Source organism: Vicinamibacterales bacterium (assembly GCA_041659285.1).
Taxonomy (GTDB): Bacteria; Acidobacteriota; Vicinamibacteria; order Vicinamibacterales; family UBA2999; genus 12-FULL-67-14b.
This window is the reverse complement of record JBAZYO010000004.1, coordinates 90,146-109,037: the sequence shown is the minus strand read 5'-3', so window position 1 is coordinate 109,037 and position 18,892 is coordinate 90,146. Positions and strand designations below refer to the sequence as shown.

The 18,892-nt window shown below is 67.5% G+C and carries 19 protein-coding genes; 12 read left to right on the top strand and 7 right to left on the bottom strand.

Annotated elements, in window-relative coordinates:
* The first annotated feature begins 10 nt into the window (after positions 1–10).
* The 4 genes from WC815_07590 to WC815_07575 all read left to right on the top strand — a co-directional run bounded on the left by WC815_07590 (position 11) and on the right by WC815_07575 (position 3,892).
* Positions 11–1,645: a M20/M25/M40 family metallo-hydrolase gene (locus tag WC815_07590; GenBank protein ID MFA5908622.1), complete on the top strand. Its 1,635-nt coding sequence runs from the start codon at positions 11–13 to the stop codon at positions 1,643–1,645.
* A gap of 67 nt (positions 1,646–1,712) precedes the next feature.
* Positions 1,713–2,696 (top strand): threonine/serine dehydratase, encoded by a 984-nt coding sequence (locus WC815_07585; protein ID MFA5908621.1) that lies wholly within the window; start codon positions 1,713–1,715, stop codon positions 2,694–2,696.
* A 48-nt stretch (positions 2,697–2,744) separates the two neighbouring features.
* Complete coding sequence (locus WC815_07580) at positions 2,745–3,362, top strand: hypothetical protein (protein MFA5908620.1); 618 nt, start codon at positions 2,745–2,747, stop codon at positions 3,360–3,362.
* Positions 3,359–3,892 (top strand): RES domain-containing protein, encoded by a 534-nt coding sequence (locus tag WC815_07575; GenBank protein ID MFA5908619.1) that lies wholly within the window; start codon positions 3,359–3,361, stop codon positions 3,890–3,892. The genes WC815_07580 and WC815_07575 overlap by 4 nt, the downstream gene beginning before the upstream one ends.
* A gap of 77 nt (positions 3,893–3,969) precedes the next feature.
* Here WC815_07575 and WC815_07570 read toward each other — a convergent pair whose 3' ends face one another.
* The 3 genes from WC815_07570 to WC815_07560 all read right to left on the bottom strand — a co-directional run bounded on the left by WC815_07570 (position 3,970) and on the right by WC815_07560 (position 6,228).
* Positions 3,970–4,368 (bottom strand): type II toxin-antitoxin system VapC family toxin, encoded by a 399-nt coding sequence (locus WC815_07570; protein ID MFA5908618.1) that lies wholly within the window; start codon positions 4,366–4,368, stop codon positions 3,970–3,972.
* Positions 4,368–4,595 (bottom strand): type II toxin-antitoxin system prevent-host-death family antitoxin, encoded by a 228-nt coding sequence (locus WC815_07565; protein ID MFA5908617.1) that lies wholly within the window; start codon positions 4,593–4,595, stop codon positions 4,368–4,370. Before WC815_07565 ends, WC815_07570 begins: the two co-directional genes overlap by 1 nt.
* A gap of 274 nt (positions 4,596–4,869) precedes the next feature.
* The gene (locus tag WC815_07560) at positions 4,870–6,228 is read right to left on the bottom strand and encodes an HD domain-containing protein (protein ID MFA5908616.1); all 1,359 of its coding nucleotides are present in this window, start codon (positions 6,226–6,228) and stop codon (positions 4,870–4,872) included.
* A 61-nt stretch (positions 6,229–6,289) separates the two neighbouring features.
* Here WC815_07560 and WC815_07555 point away from each other — a divergent pair, with 61 nt between their 5' ends.
* The 6 genes from WC815_07555 to WC815_07530 all read left to right on the top strand — a co-directional run bounded on the left by WC815_07555 (position 6,290) and on the right by WC815_07530 (position 10,262).
* A complete protein-coding gene (locus tag WC815_07555; GenBank protein ID MFA5908615.1) occupies positions 6,290–6,520 on the top strand; it encodes a type II toxin-antitoxin system prevent-host-death family antitoxin in 231 nt (76 codons plus the stop codon).
* Entirely contained in the window at positions 6,517–6,900 is a 384-nt protein-coding gene (locus tag WC815_07550) for a type II toxin-antitoxin system VapC family toxin (GenBank protein ID MFA5908614.1), read from the top strand. The genes WC815_07555 and WC815_07550 overlap by 4 nt, the downstream gene beginning before the upstream one ends.
* An 86-nt stretch (positions 6,901–6,986) precedes the next feature.
* Positions 6,987–7,427: an NIPSNAP family protein gene (locus WC815_07545; protein ID MFA5908613.1), complete on the top strand. Its 441-nt coding sequence runs from the start codon at positions 6,987–6,989 to the stop codon at positions 7,425–7,427.
* A 9-nt stretch (positions 7,428–7,436) separates the two neighbouring features.
* Positions 7,437–7,922 (top strand): hypothetical protein, encoded by a 486-nt coding sequence (locus WC815_07540; GenBank protein MFA5908612.1) that lies wholly within the window; start codon positions 7,437–7,439, stop codon positions 7,920–7,922.
* A 67-nt stretch (positions 7,923–7,989) separates the two neighbouring features.
* Positions 7,990–9,141 carry a M20/M25/M40 family metallo-hydrolase gene (locus tag WC815_07535; GenBank protein MFA5908611.1) on the top strand — a complete coding sequence of 384 codons (1,152 nt, stop codon included), beginning with the start codon at positions 7,990–7,992 and terminating at the stop codon, positions 9,139–9,141.
* 50 nt (positions 9,142–9,191) lie between these two features.
* On the top strand, positions 9,192–10,262 hold the full coding sequence (locus WC815_07530; protein MFA5908610.1) for a cytochrome c peroxidase: 1,071 nt from the start codon (positions 9,192–9,194) through the stop codon (positions 10,260–10,262).
* A gap of 73 nt (positions 10,263–10,335) precedes the next feature.
* Here WC815_07530 and WC815_07525 read toward each other — a convergent pair whose 3' ends face one another.
* The 4 genes from WC815_07525 to WC815_07510 form a co-directional block, all read right to left on the bottom strand.
* On the bottom strand, positions 10,336–11,280 hold the full coding sequence (locus WC815_07525) for a proline dehydrogenase family protein (GenBank protein ID MFA5908609.1): 945 nt from the start codon (positions 11,278–11,280) through the stop codon (positions 10,336–10,338).
* Between the two features lie 15 nt (positions 11,281–11,295).
* Positions 11,296–12,420, bottom strand: coding sequence for a 1-acyl-sn-glycerol-3-phosphate acyltransferase (locus tag WC815_07520; protein ID MFA5908608.1), 1,125 nt, complete (start codon positions 12,418–12,420; stop codon positions 11,296–11,298).
* Between the two features lie 79 nt (positions 12,421–12,499).
* Positions 12,500–13,498, bottom strand: coding sequence for an isocitrate/isopropylmalate dehydrogenase family protein (locus WC815_07515; protein ID MFA5908607.1), 999 nt, complete (start codon positions 13,496–13,498; stop codon positions 12,500–12,502).
* On the bottom strand, positions 13,495–13,983 hold the full coding sequence (locus tag WC815_07510; GenBank protein MFA5908606.1) for a DUF4149 domain-containing protein: 489 nt from the start codon (positions 13,981–13,983) through the stop codon (positions 13,495–13,497). The genes WC815_07515 and WC815_07510 overlap by 4 nt, the downstream gene beginning before the upstream one ends.
* A gap of 57 nt (positions 13,984–14,040) precedes the next feature.
* On the opposite strand from WC815_07510, the gene WC815_07505 reads away from it, so the two are divergent.
* The gene (locus WC815_07505) at positions 14,041–15,882 is read left to right on the top strand and encodes a transketolase (protein MFA5908605.1); all 1,842 of its coding nucleotides are present in this window, start codon (positions 14,041–14,043) and stop codon (positions 15,880–15,882) included.
* On the top strand, positions 15,879–18,887 hold the full coding sequence (locus WC815_07500) for a gamma-glutamyltransferase (protein MFA5908604.1): 3,009 nt from the start codon (positions 15,879–15,881) through the stop codon (positions 18,885–18,887). The genes WC815_07505 and WC815_07500 overlap by 4 nt, the downstream gene beginning before the upstream one ends.
* Positions 18,888–18,892: the final 5 nt, after the last annotated feature.

The window sequence follows — 18,892 nt, the reverse complement described above, 5'->3', positions numbered from 1 at the left end:
ACTGAGGGGCATGCGATCCCTGACGTTCGCCGCCCTTCTGGTCCTGGCCGCCGGCTGCACTCAGCCGGCGCCGCCTCCACCCCCTCCGACCCCGGCCGAAAACGAAATCACCGTTGACTCGCTGACTGCGCACATCAAGACGCTGGCGTCAGACGAGTTCGGCGGCCGCGCCCCGGCCACGCCCGGCGGCGCGAAGGCCACGGAATACCTGGCCACGCAGATGGCCGCGCTCGGTCTCGAGCCGGGCGCCGCCGACGGCACCTTCTTCCAGCAGGTGCCGATCGTCGAGTCGGTCGTCGAGCGCAACTTCGTGCTCAGCGTTCCGGGGAACACCTATCGCTATTACACCGACGTGGTGGCGTTCTCGGGCGTCGAGAAGCCGCGCGTGCAGGTGCAGGGCGAGGTCGTGTTCGTGGGCTACGGCATCAACGCGCCGGAGCTCAACTGGAACGACTACGCCGGCGTCAACGTGAAGAACAAGTGGGTGATGATCATGGTCAACGATCCGCCCGCGCCCGCCGATGAGCCCACGCTGTTCGGCGGCCCCGCGCTGACCTACTACGGCCGCTGGACCTACAAGTTCGAGGAGGCCGCGCGCCAGGGCGCCGCCGGCGCGCTGCTCATCCACACCGACGAATCGGCGACCTATCCCTGGCAGGTGGTGCAGTCGTCCTGGAGCGGGACGCAGTACTCGCTGCCGCCCCAGCCGGGAGCGCCGGCGCTGGGCATCAAGGGCTGGATCACCAACGCCGCGGCCAAGGACCTGGCGCGCCGTGGCGGGCGTGACCTCGACGCCATGCGCGTGACGGCCAGCAAGCGCGGCTTCAAGGCGATGACGCTCAACACCAAAGCAGCCGCCACCTTGATGCAGCGGTCGTCGCGCAAGACCGCGCCGAACGTGATCGGCGTGTTGAAGGGGACCAACCCCGCGCAGTCGGTGGTCTACACCGCCCACTGGGATCACTTCGGCACCCGCGCGCCGTTGCCGGCCGATGCGCCGGACGCGGATCGCATCTACAACGGCGCCTACGACAACGCCTCAGGCTGCGCCGGGCTGCTCGAGATTGCGAAGGCGTTCACCAAGACGTCGCAGAAGCCGGCGCGATCGATCTACTTCGTCTTCGTCACGGCGGAGGAGTCCGGTCTGCTCGGCTCCGGCTACTTCGCCGCCAACCCGCCGATGCCCATGGGCACGGTGGCCGCCAACATCAACGTCGACGGCGTGAATTATCTCGGGCCGGCCAGGGACATGATCCAGCTCGGCTCGGATCGGTCCACGCTCGGGCCCATGGTGGAGGCGATCCTGAAGGAGCGCGGCCGCGCCCTCGGCGGCGATTCGCATCCCGAACGCGGCTACTTCTTCCGCTCCGACCATTTCCCGTTTGCGAAGGCGGGCGTGCCGGCCCTGTCGCTGAGTGAGCCGAGGGAATTCACCGGCCCGAACGGGGCGGCGCTCCTCAAGAAGCAGGAGGAGTACAACGGCAAGGACTACCACCAGCCGAGCGACCAGTACGACCCGTCGTGGGATTTCAGCGGCGGCGTCGAGGACCTGCGGGCGCTGGCGCAGCTCGGCTGGCGCGTTGCCGCGCAGGCGGAGATGCCGAAGTACAACGACGGCGACCAGTTCGCCCACGTCCGCAAGTAGTGCCAGAAGGGCCAATGTAGGCTCGTAGTGCCAGAAGGGCGGAACTTCAGTTCCGCCTGGGAGAATCATGGAACCTCTCGTTACGCTCGACGAAATTCGCGCCGCCCGTGAGCGCATCAAATCCGCCGCCGTCTATACGCCCCTGCTCGAGGTGCCGTGGCCAGCGTTGGCACCCTTGGCACCCCAGGCACCTCAGGCACTCTGGCTGAAGGCTGAAAACCTTCAGCCCATGGGCGCCTTCAAGATCCGCGGCGCCTTCAACATGATCGCGCAGCTGTCGCCGGAGCAGTTGCGGCGCGGCGTCATCACGTATTCCTCCGGCAACCATGGGCAAGCCGTGGCGCTGGCGGCGAGGACGCTCGGCGCGCCGGCCGTGATTGTGATGCCGACCACGGCGCCCGCCGTGAAGGTCGAGGGCTGCAAGAGCTACGGCGCCGAAGTGATCATGGAAGGCACGACGTCGCTGGATCGCCAGGCGCGGGCCGAGAAAGAAGCGCGCGAGCGCGGCCTCACCATGGTGCCGCCGTTCGATCACAAGCAGATCATCATCGGCCAGGGGACGACGGGGCTCGAGATTCTCGAGCAATGCCCTGACGCCGGCACCATCTTCGTGCCCGCCGGGGGCGGCGGGCTGGTGTCGGGCGTGGCCGCGGCCGTCAAGCTGTCGAAGCCGTCGGTCCGCATCGTGGCCGTGGAGCCGGCCGGCGCGCCAAAGGTGTCGCGGTCGCTGGAGGCGGGTCACCCGGTCACGCTGCCTTCGTCGGCCAGCATCGCCGACGGCTTGATGAACCTGCGGCCCGGCGACATCACGTTCACGCACATCCAGAAGTACGTCGACGAAGTCGTCACCGTCAGCGACGCCGACATCGCCTCCGCGGTGGGTTGGCTGTTCAAGAACGCCCGCATCGTCCGAACCAAGCGGCGCCATCACGACAGCGGCGGTCGCGCTCGGCCTCGGTCACCCGGCCGGCAAGGTGGTCGCGATCGTCACCGGCGGCAACGTGGCTCCCGAGAAATTCGCGAAGTACATCGGGGTCTGACCCCGCCGTAGCCTGCAGAGTTGACTCGCCAGGTCTTGTCGGGGTATTTTCGGGATATCGTGCAGTCCCGTATTCAGTCCAAACCCGATCCGATGGACGCCCAGCCGGTGCGGGCGCTCGCCCTTGAAGCGTGGCGGCGGGCGGAGGCGATGGGGCTGGCCGAGCTGGATGCCACAAGGCTGGAAGCCCCCGACGTGGCCCGTCTGCTGCAACGGGTACGCGACGCGGGCATTGCCCGCCTGCCTGCGCTCCACTTCGACAACGTCGAGTTGCCAACGGTGGCGGAGGCGGGTGCGCTGTTGAGGCTCGTGATTGCCGCCCTCGAGGCGTCACCGGCGCCTCGGTTCGAGTGGCCCGCCGTGTCACGGGTGATCGATGTCGAGCAACTGGCGTCGTTGCTGAACGTGTCGGCCTCGAGCCTGAAGCGCTACGCCTCCGGCGAACGCGACACGCCAGACGATGTGGCGGCGCGCCTGCACCACGTGGCCCTGATCGTCGGCGACCTGGCCGGGGCATATAACGAGGTGGGCGTGCGGCGGTGGTTCGAACGCAAGCGCACCGCGCTCGATGGGCGCGCGCCGGCCGCGCTGTTGTCGGGAGACTGGAATCCCGACGACCCCGCACCGCAAGAGGTCCGTGACCTGGCGCGTGCCCTGGTCGCATTGGGGACCACATGATCGGCTTCCGCCAGGCCGATCCCCGCTATCCCTTCCTCTGGAGCGACTCGACCCAGCCCGCCGCGCGCTGGCATGCGGAGGGCGAGGGCCCGGCGCACTATTTCGCCGACACACCTGATGGTGCCTGGGCCGAGTTGTTGCGCCACGAGGAGATTCACGATCCCGCGGACGTGGCGACGCTGCGACGCGCCCTGTGGGTGGTCGAACTGGGCGACGAACCCGCCAAGGCCGTGACGTTGAAGCCCGCGGTCCTGACCGGTGGCAGGGGCACCTACTGGGCCTGCCAGGCGCACGCGCGGCGGCTGCGGGCGCGGGGGGCGCGGCGCCTCGTGGCGCCATCGGCGGCGCTCATGCCAGGTGGCGCAGCGGGGCGAGAGGTCGTCGCCGCGCTCGAACGCACGGCCAGGCCGCGTGATGGCCGGGTCTTCGTCATCTTCGGCGAACCTGCGGGCATTGTCGGATGGAAGGCGGTCGAACACGGCTCGCCGCCGATAGGGTTGCTCGAGCGCGTCAATCGCATTGTCGATTGACCGATTGCCAAATCGACTGACTGTTGCGTGAATTGGCGATCAATGTCGCCTTACGCAGCCGACCCGCTGATGCACGATTACGACATCACGCGGAACCGGTCGGACGCGTACCGCGGTATCTCTCCATCGGTCGTCAGCAGCGTCAGATCCTCAACCGTCGACTGTGCGATCAGCACCCGGTCGAACGGGTCCTTGTGGATCGGCGGCAAGGTTGACACCTCGGAGACATGTTCAGGCCGCAGGACGAGCGGTGTGGCGGCCAGCTGGTCGAGCGCATCCAGCCACCACGTCCGCGGCTCTCCGACGTCCACGGCACCCTTCATCGTCTTCAGCAACACTTCCCAGTAGACGACCACGCTTAAGTGGTTGGGGCCCGTGAGCACGGCCTTGCGAACCCGGCGCGACAGCCTGGCAGGATTCGTCAGGGCGATCAGCGCCGCGTTGGTGTCGAGCAGGTAACCGCGCGTGCGGGCCATCACTCGCGACCGAGGAAGCTGTCCAGGTCCACCGGCGCATCCCAACCGGGCAACAGTTGGACACGGTTCTTCATGCCTCCCAGGCGGACCTGCCGACGTTCCACTGGTGCGGCAGTCAGTTGGGCGACGGGCTTGCCGTGGCGCGTAATGACGACGGCGCCACCAGCCTCAACCGCGCGGATGAGTTCTGGCAGGCGATTCTTGGCTTCGGCGATGCTGACGTCCATAGGCCGAGTATAGCCATAAATTATAGCTATATCAAGTTGGTCGCCAGCATCGACTGGCGGCCGGCCTTGGCCGAGATCACCGGCGATGCGATCGGTTCGTTCGCAGAGTTCCTGAGGTGTCATGGCCGGGGATACTGCATCGAGCGTGCCCGGTGGTTGGAACTGGTGAAGAAGCCCGTAATCGGCCTCCAACCAACCAATTCCCAAATCCCCCAATCGATTCACCCAATGCCAAGATCGCAGAATCGGCAACAGTGAGTCGATCGGTCGATCGCTAAATTGTCAATTGCCCGGCTCGCGTGCGCGCCTCGTCGAGCGTGGTGACCGCGCCGTCGAGCTGCAGTTCGTACACCGCGCGCAATATTTCCCCCATGCGCGGCCCCGGCGCGACGCCGAGTTCGATCAGGTGACGCCCGAGCAAGATCGGCGCCGGCGGCTTGTGTTCGACGCCGAGTGACCGCGCGCGCTCGATGAACCAATCCATCGCGGAGCAGTCAAACGTGCCCGTGCGGCCGTGGCAATCCGCGCGGGCGAAACACACCAGCAGCTCCAGGTCCACCTTCTGCGCGAGCCGGCGGAAGGCGCCGTCGGTCACCGTGTCCTTCTGTTTGTGGAAGGCGCTCGGCCGCAGGTGCTCGGCCACCAGCCCCAGCACCTGCTTGCGCACGTCGAAGTTGTCGAGCGTGTGGACATTGAGGCGATCGAGAATGGCGGTCGCCAGCGGCACGCCGGCCGCCTCGTGGCCCGGCGATCGCACGCGCCCGTCGATCATCGCCGTGGTCAGCGGCTTGCCGAGGTCGTGGCACACCGCGCCCAGCATCACCGTGGCGAGACGCGCGCGGTCGAGGCCGGCGTTCAGCTCGTGGGCCTTGTCGATCACCATCAACGTGTGCGTCCACACCTCGCCTTCGGGGTGCCACTCGGCGTCCTGCGGGCACTCGTAGAGCGCCTCCATCTCCGGCAAGATCTGCCTGATCACGCCGAGGTCGCGCGCGAGCGCGAACCCGATCGACGGCCGCCGTGCCTGCAGCAGCAGCTTCTCGAACTCCCCCCAGATGCGCTCGGCGGGCAGGTCGTCCAGCGCAATGGCGCGGCAGATGTCGGCCGTCGCCGGGTCGAGCGTCAACTCGAACCGCGCCGCGAACTGCAGAGCGCGCAGCACGCGGAGCGAGTCGTCTCCGAAGGTGAGCGGATCGACCACGCGCAGCAGCCGCCGGGCGAGATCGGCGCGGCCGTCGTAGGGGTCGAGATACTCATCGGTCAGCGGATCCCAGGCGATGGCGTTGATCGTGAAGTCGCGGCGGCGCGCGGCCTCGGCGAACGGCATCGCGGGGTCGCCTTCCACCACGAAGCCCTTATGGCCGCGGCCCGACTTGGATTCGCGGCGGGGCAGCGCCACGTCGATGTGGCCGAGCTTGTAGACCGGGAAGGCCTGGCCCACCGGTTCGACGCGGCCAAGGGTCCGGAGCAGCTCGGGCAGCCGGTCCTGCGCGATGCCGAAGACCTCCAGGTCGAGGTCGGTGGACGGGTGATCCAGGAGCCGATCGCGGACGAACCCGCCCACGCACAAGGCGCGACCGCCGGCGTCACGAATGGCGAGGGCGACCCGGCGGGCGTCCTGATCGAGGCTCACCTGCACAGAATAGCCGATGGCCGGCTACGCCGACGTCAACTAGTACGATAAACTAGTTGGTATGGACATCGAAGATATCGGCGCCTTCGAGGCCAAGACCCGGCTGTCGGAGCTGCTCGACAATGTCAGCCGCGGCCGCGTCTATCGCATCACCAAACGCGGGACGCCGATCGCCGAGCTGCGCCCAATCACCACCGGGCTTGGCCGCCCATCGTTCGGCGCCGATCGCGGCCGCGTCGTGATGGCGGACGACTTCGACGCGCCGCTCGACGACATGAAGTCGTACCGGTGAAGCTCCTCCTCGACACCCACGCGCTGCTCTGGTTCCAGGCGGGCGACCGCCGGCTGAGCAAGGCGGCACGCCAGGCCATCGAGGCCAGCGACGCGGAATTACTGATCAGCGCGGCCACGGTGTGGGAGATGGCGATCAAGGTGAGCCTGGGTCGGCTGCAGCTCTCGGGCCCGGTCGATGCCTATATCGCCGAGAAAATTGGCCAGGGCTATCGCATGCTGTCCGTGTCCTGGGCCCATGCGGCCAGGGTCGAGGGCCTGCCGTGGCACCATCGCGACCCGTTCGATCGCCTCCTGGTGGCGCAATCGCTGGCCGAGCGCTGCCCGCTGATCACGAGAGATCGCGCCTTTCGCAAGTACGGCGTCGAGGTCGTGTGGTGACGCCGCATCCCTGAGCCGACACGTGAGGCGACAAGGCCGGCGCGACCACGGCAGCCACCTATAATGGCGGCGGGAGAGGACCCACCATGACTGCACCTACCGTGTCGCGTTTCTTAACGGCCGTCGCGCTCGTCGCCCTCGGGTTTGGATTTGGCGCCTTCTACTCGTCCACCCCCGCCCAGGCGCAGGCCGGCGGCAAGGTGTTCGAACTGCGCACCTACACGGCGCCCGACGGCAAGCTGCCCCTGCTCCAGAAGCGCTTCCGGGACCACACCCTGCGCATCTTCGAGAAGCACGGCATGAAGAACGTGGGCTACTGGGTTCCCCAGGACGCGCCGGCCACGGACAACACGCTGATCTACGTCATTTCGCACGCCAGCCGCGATGCCGCCAAGCAGAGCTGGGCCAACTTCGCCGCGGATCCGGAATGGAAGAAGGTCTCGGCCGAATCCCAGGTTGACGGTCCCATCGTCTCCAAGGTCGTGTCGGTCTACATGGACGCCACCGACTATTCGCCGATCAAGTAGGAGGGCATCATGATCAAACCGATGTGGCGTTCAGCTTCCTTGGCCCGCCGTAGCCGCGTTGCGGCGAAGGCGGCAGCCGGACATCTCCGACTCGTCGTCGCCGCGGTCATCGTGACCGCGGGTCTCACCACCCTTTCCATCGCCTCGGCTCAACAGCCTGCCGTTGATCCCAACTTCACCGGTGTCGTCACCCCCATGGACGCCAAGGACATCACGGGGGGCCGCCGCCGTTTCGACCCGGGCGCGCGCACGGCGTGGCACAGCCACGACAAGGGCCAGTTGATCCTGTCGGAGTCGGGCCGCATGCGCACGGGACGCCGCGGCGAAGCGATCAAGGAATACCCGACCGGCGGCAGTGAGTACACCGGCCCGAACATCGAGCACTGGCACGGCGCGACGCCGGGCGAGGCGCTGGTGCAGGTCAACATCCAGTTTGGCGGCACCACCAAGTGGCTCACGAAGACGACGGACGACGAGTATTCTGGGAAGAAGTGATGGCTTGAGGCTTGGGACTTGAGGCTTGAGAACCCGAGTCCCGAGCCCAAGCCCAAAGCCCCAAGCCATGGACCACACCCTCCGACTTCTGAAGCAGTTGATTGCGATCGATTCGATCAACCCGTCGCTCGTGTCCGGGGCGGCCGGGGAGGCGGCGATTGCCCGCGCGCTCGTCGAGGAGCTGCGGGCGATCGGGCTGGCCGTTGAGGTGCAGGAAGCCGCGCCCGGGCGCCCGAACGTCGTCGGTGTGCTCGAAGGGAAGGCGCCGGGGCGATCGCTGATGTACTGCGGACACATCGACACCGTGGGCGTGTCGGGCATGACGCGGCCGTTCGAGCCTGCCGAGCGCGACGGCCGCATCTACGGCCGCGGCTCGCAGGACATGAAGAGCGGCGTGGCGGCGATGATCGGCGCCGCGCGGGTGATTGCCGAATCGGGTGGACTCGCGGCCGGCCGTCTAGTGATCGCGTGCGTCGTGGACGAGGAGCACGCCAGCATCGGCGCCGATGCCCTGGTTACCCGCTGGCGCGCCGACGGGGCCGTGGTGACCGAGCCGACCGACCTCGCCGTGGCCGTGGCCCACAAGGGCTTCGAGTGGGTGGAGATTGAAACCGAAGGCCGCGCCGCACACGGCAGCCGGCCTCGCGAAGGCCGCGACGCCATCCGCCTGATGGGCCGCGTGCTGGGCGCCCTCGACGCGCTCGATCGCGATCTGCAGTCACGCGCGCCGCACGCGCTGCTGGGCACGGCTTCGCTGCACGCGTCGGTGATTGCCGGCGGTCACGAGTTGAGCAGCTATCCCGACCGCTGTCACTTGCAGATGGAGCGCCGCACGGTACCTGGCGAAGCGCCCGGAATCGCGGGCACCGAGGTCGAAGCAATCCTCGATCGATTGCGCAAGGAAGATCCCGAATTCCGCGGCGGCGCGAAGGTCACCTTCGGACGGCCACCGCACCAGATCGCGCCTGATCACGCATTGCCCGTCGCTTTGCAGGAAGCCCATCGCACTTCAGCACCTGAGCACCTCAGCACCCCGGCACCCGTGATTGGAATGAGTTTCTGGACCGACGCCGCCGTGCTGAGCGAAGCCGGCATCCCCGCGATCCTCTACGGACCGACCGGCGCCGGACTTCACAGCATCGACGAGTGGGTGGACCTGCAGTCGGTGCTGACCTGCCGCGACGCGCTGGTCAGCCTGGCCCGCGACTGGTGCCGCTAAAAGGGAATATGCCACGGAGGACACAGACACGGAGCATTCGAATACTTCTGGTGTCGGCTCTGGTCACCAGTGCTCTCTTTGCAGCGTGCGAGTCGGGCCCGACCCCGGCACAGCTCAACGCCGACAATCCGATCCGCCCCAACGCACCGGCTCCTTTCGGCATGGAAGAGTTCTTTGCAGAGGCTCCTCAGCAGCCCGTGCCGGCGCGGGCTCGACTCGGTCGCTGGCTCTTTTTTGACAAGCGGCTTTCCAACGACGAAACCGTGTCCTGCGCCTCGTGTCATCGACCGGACTACGCGTTTTCGGAACCAGTTCCGGTCCCAACTGGAATTGGGGGCCAGCGGGGCCGCCGCAAGAGGCCCAGTATCGTCAACTTGGCTGCCCGCACGGTGTTGCCGCCACCCCCGAACGATCCCGGTCCGGCCTTCTTCTGGGACGGCCGCGCAACGAATCTCGAAGAGCAGGTGCTGATGCCTATCGCCGACCCGCAGGAGATGGGCCTCGACCATCGAGCGATGGTAGCCAGGCTGTCAGCGATCCCAGGCTATCGCCGATACTTCCGCGAAGTGTTCGGATCGGAGGCGCTAACGACCAATCACGTGGCCGAGGCCATTGCCGATTACGTGCGCACGCGCAAGAGCGGCAACGCCCCGTTCGACCGATGGAGCTACGCGCGCGATGCCCGTGCCGCATCGGAGGAGGCAAAACTCGGCTACGACATCTTCTCTTTCAAGGGCGGCTGCGGCATGTGCCACGTCGGCTTTAACTTTTCTGACGGACGCTTTCACAACCTTGGTATCGGATGGGATGCGAAGTCACAGACGTTCCTTGACGAAGGCCGGGCAGCGGTCAGTCATGAACAGAAAGATCGCGGTGCGTTCAAGACCCCGGGATTGCGAGAGGTCTCAAGACACCCTCCCTACATGCACGACGGTTCCTTGGCCACCCTCCGAGAGGTGGTCGAGTTCTATAACCGGGGCGGCGTCCGCAACCCGATGTTGTCAGGTCGCATCAGGCCACTCGGACTCACGCATCAGGAAGTTGATGCCTTGGTCGCATTCCTTCACACGCTGGACGGCGACGGGTACCATGATCGTCCGCCAGTGCACTTCCCGAGGTAGGCTGCACCGTCAATTCTTGAATTGAGTTCTCTGCGTAATCTGCGTCATCTGCGGCCTGGTCGTAATCTGCGGCTTAGCCGCGGTCGCTGAAGATCCCCTTCAGCACGAACGCCACGTTGGCCGGCCGCTCACCGAGCCGCCGCATGAAGTACGGATACCACTGCTTGCCGAAGGGCACGTAGACGCGCACGCGGTAGCCCTCGGCCACCAGCGCCGACTGCAGGTCGCGGCGAATGCCGTAGAGCATCTGGAACTCGAAGCGGTCCTTCGCGTGGCCCTTGCTCGTCGCATACGCCTTGGTCGTCTCGATCATGACCGGGTCATGCGTCGCGAAGGCGGGGTAGGTGCCTTCGTCCAGCAACAGCCGCATCAGGTCCACGAACGCGGCGTCCACTTCGCTTTTCTTCTGGTAGGCGACCGTCTTCGGTTCCTTGTAGGCGCCCTTCACCAGCCGCACCCGCACACCCAGGCCGTTGAGGCGGCGAATGTCGGCCTCCGACCGCTTCAGGCAGGTCTGGATCACGGTGCCGATGTTGGTGTGGCCCTGCTGGCGCAGCGTCTCGAGGATCCCCAGCGTCGCCTCGGTATACGGCGAGTTCTCCATGTCGATGCGCACGAAAAACCCGTGCGCGTCGGCCGTCTCGAGGATGCGCCGCATGTTGTCCACCGCGGTCGCGCGATCGACGTCGAGCCCCAGTTGCGTCAGCTTGAGCGAGATGTTCCGTTCGATGCCGGAGGCGACGATCTTCTCGATGGTCGCGGCGTAGTCGGCGGCGGCCGCCGCCGCGGCCTGGGCGCTCGCCACGCTTTCGCCCAGGTAGTCGAGCGTCAGCTGCAGGCCCTTGCCGGGCAGGTCCGCCACCGCCGCGATGGCTTCGTCGATCGTCTCGCCGGCAATGAAGCGGCGGGCGAAGCCGCCGCGGTGGCTGCTGCCCATGCCGTACTTGGAGGCGAACCGCTGCAGAGTGGGAACTTGCGCGAGGCCGTGGAACAGGGCCTTCGAGGTGACGTCGAGCATCAGTTGGGACGGGCCTTAATGGGTGGAACCGGGCGGCGTCAGCAAGTGCGCGATCGAGCGCGCGTAATAACGGAGCACGTGGCGCTCGCGGACCCGGTAGCGGCCGGCCTCTATTGCGATGATATTGCGGGTTTCGAGGGGCCCGGTGGCGAGCGCCAGCACTTCTTCCGCCGAAGTCACGCCGAGGTTGGCGCCCACGGCGCGCAGCGTGTCGAGAATGGCGGCAATCCGGTCGCTGAGGTCGGCGCGCGTCACCGACGGCCGCATCGCCGCCGCCAGCACCGCCGTCGGCAGCACCTTGGCGAGCAGCCCGATCTCGCCGCGCACGTGGCGGGCCAGGTCCATCACCGCCTTGCGCGATTCGCCGTCGATGCCGTCCAGCGGAATGGGACGGCCAAACGTGACGAACGACCGGCTGTGGTAGCCCACCGCGTAGCGGACCAGTTCGGCCACCTCGCGGCTGAAGGCCTTCTGGCGGCCCTTGACGCGTTGCTTCGCGATCACGTGATCCTCGAGCACGAGGTCGTAGGCCACGGCCACCGGCACCAGCTGCATGCCCGGCACGCCGGCATCGATGCAGGCGCTGAACAGCCCGGTCTTCATCGCCTTGAGCTCGCCGCTGTAGCTGCGGCCGCCCTCCGGATAGAAGAACAGGTCGTGCTTGTGCAGTAGCTCGCTGACGTAGGCCTTGAGCGTAATCAGGTAGGCCGGATCCTTCATGTTGCGGCGGATCGGCAGCGCCCCGGTCACGTGCTTGTGGATCAGGCCCAGCGGTCCGCCGAACAGGTTGATGCCCGCGGCGATAATCGGCGGACGAATCCCGGCGTCGTCGAGCGCCAGCGGTTCCACCAGGTAGTCGATGTGGCTGCGGTGGTTCGACGCGTACGCGACCCGGCCCTGGGCCGCCGCGTCGATGGCGAAATGCTGCTGCTCGCTGATTCGCTCGATCTTCCGCAGAATGGGGTAGAGCGGATACTCGAGCGCCCGGTACAACTCATAGCGCTGCGTCGTCTGCAGCTCGTCCAGGTAGCCCATGACCCGCGTGCGGGCGTCGGCGCTGGTCAGGCCATGGCTGCCTTCCAGGAAACGCGTCACGTCTTCACGCGCGAGAACGGCTTGGACGATGGTGTCAGTGGCCACGGTTCTTATCTCGGTGGATTCGTCCCGGCCAAACGGCCGCGACATCGGAGCGGCCTCGGGGCTCGCAACTTATCCGTCATTAAGATGATAGCTCTTGCACGATCGCATCGGCAAAGGACGTCGTCGAGGCGCTGCCTCCCAAATCAGGGGTGACGTGACCGCTGGCGAGCACTTTCTTCAGCGCGACCATGATCGCGTCGGCCTTGGCGTCTTCCTGAAGGTGCTGGAGCATCAGCACGGCTGACAGCAACAACGCCGTCGGGTTGGCGATATCCTTGCCGGCGATGTCCGGGGCGCTGCCGTGGACCGCTTCGAACACGCCCACGCCGTTGAAGCCGAGGTTGGCAGCCGGGACCACACCAAGCCCGCCGACCAGGCCGGCGCACAGGTCCGACACGATGTCGCCGTACAGGTTCGGCAGCAGCAGCACGTCCAGCCGTTCCGGATGCATCACCAGGTGCATGCACGCGGCGTCGACGATGCGGTCGTCGAACTGGATGTCGGGGTAGCGCGCGGCGACGGTGCGGGCGCAGTCGAGGAACAACCCGTCGCTGAGCTTCATGATGTTGGCCTTGTGCACGGCGGTCACCAGCTTGCGGCCGCGGCGGCGGGCCTGCTGGAACGCGAACTCGGCGATGCGCGTGGACGCCACTTCCGTGATGATTTTGATGCTCTCCACGACGCCGGGCACCACGACGTGTTCGAGCCCGGCATACAGGTCTTCGGTGTTCTCGCGGACGATCACGAGATCGACGTTCTGGTAGCGTGACGGCACCGACGGCAGGTTCCAGACCGGCCGCAGGTTGGCGTAGAGGTCGAGCGCCTTGCGCAGCCCCACGTTCACGCTGGTGAAGCCCTTGCCGACCGGCGTGGTAATCGGGCCCTTCAGCGCGATCTTGTTGCGGGTGATGGAGTCGAGCAGCGCCTGCGGCAGCGTGGTGCCGTGCTCCTCGACTGCCGCCGCCCCGGCGGAAAAGGTCTCCCATTCCGGAGAGAACCCCGATGCGGCCAGGACGCGGACCACCGCGCGCGTGACTTCAGGACCGATGCCGTCGCCGGGGATGAGCGTGATGATCATTCGCGAGCTTCCCAGAAAAGGAGGGCGAGCCCGCCGACCGCCGACAGGCTCAGCAGGATGTTGGCAAGGCCGTGGAGCCGGTTGAACTCCCCGCGGACCGGGTCGCCCGCCGGCAACGCCGACACCGGACCCGAGATTTGGGCCTGAAGCGTCGTAATCCGCGGGCCCACGTAGTAATCCGCGCCCAGCGTCAGCGCCAGCATGACGGCCAGAATCGAGATGCGGATGCCGTACTTGACGGGCCGCGCCCCCAGCAGGCGGTGCAGTGACAGCGATACGAACATCACCGCGCTCATCGCGTAGGCCACCAGATAGAGCCGCTGCAACACTTCGCCGAACACCTGCCCGCCCAGCACGCGGCCCTCGACCGGGTTCCATGTTTCCAGCACGTGGAAAATCGACGGCGCGACGACGCCGCCCGCCACCATCGTTCCGCCCAGCCACAACACGAGGGCCAGGATGTAGAGGTAGCGGAAGAGGACCATCCCCCCATTTTACTGATAAACTTTCTCGTCTTCCCCTTTCCCTTTGGAGGTTTTCTGTTGCAGGTTGATGCTTCGCTGCTCTCGTCGCTGAAAAACATTGCCACCCGTCTTCGCATCGAGTCGATTCGAGCGACCACGGCGTCGGCCAGCGGGCATCCCACCACCTGCATGTCGTCGGCGGAGCTGATGGCGGCGTTGTTCTTCGCCGACATGCGCTTCGACCCGAAGAACCCGCAGCATCCCGAGGCCGATCGCCTGATCATGTCAAAGGGCCACGCCGCGCCGCTCCTCTACGCGATGTGGGCCGAAGCCGGCTTCATTCCGCGCGAGCGGCTGACCGACCTGCGGCTGTTCACCTCGAACCTCGAAGGCCACCCCACGCCGCGCCTGCCGTTCGTGGACGTGGCGACCGGGTCGCTCGGCCAGGGCCTGGGCGCCGGCGTCGGCTGCGCGCTGAACGCCCGCCGCATCGGCTCCCCCTACCGGACCTACGTGCTGATGGGCGACGGCGAGACCGCCGAAGGCGCCGTGTGGGAAGCCGCCGCCTCCGCGCACTTCCACAAGCTCGACTCGCTGTGCGGGATCATCGACATCAACGCGCTCGGCCAGAGCCGTGGCACCGAGCTCGAGCACGACATGGAAACCTATCGCGCGCGCTGGAACGCGTTCGGCTGGCATGCGATCGCGATCGATGGCCACGACCTGACGCAGGTGCTGGCCGCGCTGAAGGAAGCCCGCTCGACCAAGGGCCGGCCCACCGTGATCCTGGCCCGCACGCTGAAGGGCAAGGGCGTGTCGTTCACCGAAGGTCTCCCCAACTGGCACGGCAAGGCGCTCAGCCAGGAACAGATGCAGAAGGCGTTCGCCGAGCTCGAGGCCCAGATGGTGCCCGAGACCGGATCGCCCCTGCAGATTGCCGCGCCGCCCGCCGCCCGGCCGGAGCCGGCGCCCGGCAAGATGGCGCCGCCCCAGTTCAAGCTCGGCGACCTGGTCGCCACGCGTGAGGCCTACGGCACCGGCATCGCCAAGCTCGGCGCCGTGGATTCCCGCGTCGTCGCGCTCGACGCCGACGTCAAGAACTCCACCTTCAGCGACAAGTTCGAGGCGGCGCATCCCGAGCGCTTCTACCAGTTCTTCATTGCCGAGCAGGTGATGGTCGGGGCCGCCATGGGGCTTGCCGCGCGCGGCGCCATCCCGTTCCCGTCGACCTTCGCCGCGTTCCTGACCCGCGCCGCCGACTTCATCCGCATGGCCGCCGTCGGCGGCAACAACATCAAGCTGGCCGGCTCGCACGCCGGCGTCTCGATTGGCGAGGACGGGCCGTCGCAGATGGCGCTCGAAGACTTCGCCATGACCACGGCGCAGCCGAACTTCGTGGCGCTCTACCCGAGCGACGCGGTGTGCATGGAAAAGCTGATCGGCGAGGCCGCTGCCCACTACGGTCCGGTCTATATCCGCACCTCGCGTCCCAAGACGCCCGTCATCTACGACAACAGCGAGGAATTCCCGATCGGCGGCCTCAAGGTCGTGCGCCAGGGCGCCACCGACACGGCGACGGTGATCGGCGCCGGCGTCACGCTGTTCGAGGCCCTCAAGGCCCACGACGAGTTGAAGGCGAAGGGGATCTCGATTCGCGTGATCGACCTCTATTCCGTGCAGCCGATCGACGCGGCATCGTTGATTGAGGCGGGCAGGCAAACCGGCCGCCTGATCACGGTCGAGGATCACTACATCTCGGGTGGACTCGGCGACGCCGTGGCCCGGGCCGTCGCGCCCGCCGGCCTCACCGTCACGCGCCTGGCCGTGCCGGAGATCCCACGCAGCGGCAAGCCCGACGAGCTCGTGGACAAGTTCGGCATCTCGGCCCGTCACATCGTGAACGCCGTATTGAACAAATGACACGTACGCTGCTGCTCGCCGCCATCCTCCTCGCCCTTCAATCCGCCGGTGGCGCGCAGGCGCCCGTCGGCGTCCAGGAGCCGGCGTGGGCGCCCGACGGCAAGCGCATCGCGGTGTCGTACCTCGATCGCATCTGGACCATGACGCCGGAAGGCCGGCAGGGGAAAGCGGTCACCGCCGGGGATGGCAGCGCGATTGAGCGCGAGCCGGCGTGGTCGCCGGACGGCCGCCGCCTGGCGTATGCCGCCGATCGCGGCGATGGCTTCGACGTCCTGGTGGTCGCGCTCAAGAACGGCGTGGCCGTTGGCGCGCCCGTCGCCGTCACCACGCTGCCCGGCGACGAGCGGTGGCCGTCGTGGACGGCGGATGGCCGGCTCGTGTTCGCGCATCGGGATGCGCGCCCGGCGGGCCGCGCCGCGGATCCCAGTCTGCAATGGGACCTGTTCGTGGTGCGTCCGGTCCAACAGTCCGACAGTTGGCAGGCGCCGCTGGCGCTCACCGAAACGGCGGACAGCGAGACCTATCCGCGCGTCTCGCCGGACGGGTCGAAGGTCGCCTTCATCTCAGAGCGGGAGTCCGAAGACGACCTCGACCTGTGGTGGATGGCGGTGCCGCCCGCCGCGGTGGCCAGGCCCACGCCGCTCGGCTCGCGCCCGGCCAAGCCGGTGACCTCGTCCATTCCCAGCGTCGGTGTCGACGGACGGGCGCTGCGATCGTTCCGCATCGCGCGCGTCCGCGGCAACGAGGCCTACCCGTCGTGGGCGCCCGACAACGTGCGCATGGCGTTCTATGCCGTGCGCGACGGCATCGGCTCGGTGTGGGTCGCCGCCGTCGAGCCGCCGCGCCCCGAGGGGGCCGAGGATCCACTGCCGCGTCCGAAGCCCGCCGCGCAGCCGCAGTTGGTGTCGCGCAAGGGCGGCGCGCCGGCGTGGTCGCCCGACGGCAAGACACTGCTCGTCTCGGGCCTGCCCGATCCGCAGCCGGTCTACAACGGCAACCCGCTTCGCAGCGACGTCGAGGCGCCGCCGCTGTTCGCGTTGAACGCCGCGTTCCAGTTGTGGCGCGTGGCCGCGCCGCTGCCCGTGCATGAAGACGGTGGCGGCGTCACCGCGGAGATGGCGCCCTCGCCGGCGGCCTTCGCCGCGATGTTCGATCGCGTCTGGAACACGCTCCGCACGCTCTACTACTCGGCGCCGGTGCCGGCGGAGAAGTGGGCGAGCCTGAAGGACCAGTTCCGCCCGCGCGCGACCGCCGCGAAGACCGAGGGTGACCTCGAGTCGGTGATCGACGAGATGGTGGCCGCGCAGCCGCTGATCAAGCCGGTCATCACCTCCAACGGCGCGGTCGTCGTGTCGGGACATCCGCTGGCGTCGGCGGCCGGGCGGCTCGCCTTCGAGAAGGGCGGCAACGTCGTGGACGCGATGATCGCCGTGTCGTTCGCGCTCGGTGTGGTCGAGCCCGAAGCCTCGGGCGTGGGCGGCGACGGTTCGGCCGTGCTCTACCTCAAGGGCATGAAGAAGCCGACCGTCATCGAATACAAGGACATGACGCCGATCGGCGCCACCGCCGACAATCCGCGGCTGATGCAGGACGGCCGCATTGTCGCCGACGGTCCGGCCGCGGCGAACATCCCCGGCATTGTCGCCGGCCTCGACTACGCCTATCGCACCTACGGCAGCGGCAAGGTGAAGTGGGAAGACCTGGTGGCGCCGGCCATCGCGCTGGCGGACGAGGGCTTCGTCCTCGATGAAGGCCTGCCGTCGAGCATTGCCGAGGGCCGCCGCTTCCTCGAGAAGTGGCCCGAGGCCGCGAAGATCTACCTGCCCGGCGGCAAGGTGCCGAAGCCGGGCGAGCGGTTCTTCAACAAGGACTACGCCAACACGCTGCGCGCCATCCAGAAGGGCGGCGCCGACGCCTTCTACCGCGGCGAGATCGCGAAGAAGATCGCCGCCGACATGGAAGAGAACGGCGGCATCCTGACCTTTGCCGACATGGCGCAGTACCGGGCCATCGAGCGCGTGCCGGTGATGGGCAGCTATCGCGGCCACACGCTCTATGCCGGCGGCCCGCCGGTGTCTACCGGCATCCAGTTGTTCGAGTCGCTGCACGTGCTCGAGAACTACGTGCCGGCGCCGGGCGCCCGCGCCTCCACGGATCCCGACTACCTGCACTACCTCGTGGAATCGTGGAAGGTGCGCGATCCGCTGCGCCGCGTGGCGGATCCCGAACGCTGGCCGGTGGAGTTCGAGGAACACCTGACCGCGGAGCACGCCAGGAAGCTGTTTGCGAAGATCGACGCGAACAAGGCGTCGCGCTACGAGCGGCAGCCGCCCGACGAGGCGCCGACCACGCAATCGGCGCCGACGCCGCGCATCAGCACCGGGACGACGTCATTTGCGGTGGCGGATGCCGAAGGCAACATGATCGCGGTCACGCAGACGCTGAGCACATGGGGCGGCACCTTCTATGTGTCCAAGGGCTTGGGCTTTCTCTATAACAACCATCTGCGATCGAACCGCCTGACGGCGGGCGCCTACGGCAGCCTGGTGCCGCTGATGCGGTCGAGCACGGCGAGCGTGCCGACGCTGGTGTTCGAGAAGAAGGCGAACGGCGAAGAAGTGCCCCGCCTGGCGGTGGGCTGCGCCGGCAACGCCTGGATTCCGGTGTCGGTCTACAACATCATCACCGGCGTGATCGACGGCAAGCTCGGCGCGCAGGCGGCGATCGAGTCGCCGCGCTTCCTGCCCGGGCGCGACCCGGCGGATCCGCTCGAGAACGGCGAGCGCATCGAGATCGAGGATCGCTTTCCGCGGAGCCTGTTGAACAACCTGATCGACCGCGGCCATCGCTTCCAGCGCATCGGCCGCAAGGGCGAGGTGCGCTACGGCTACGCCGCCGCCATCACCGTGGACGTGGCGAACAAGAAGGTGGAGGGCGGCGCGGAGCCGCGTCGCGCCCACGCCGCCGTGCCGTTTGACGGCCGCGCAACCTCGACCGCCCAGTAGGCATC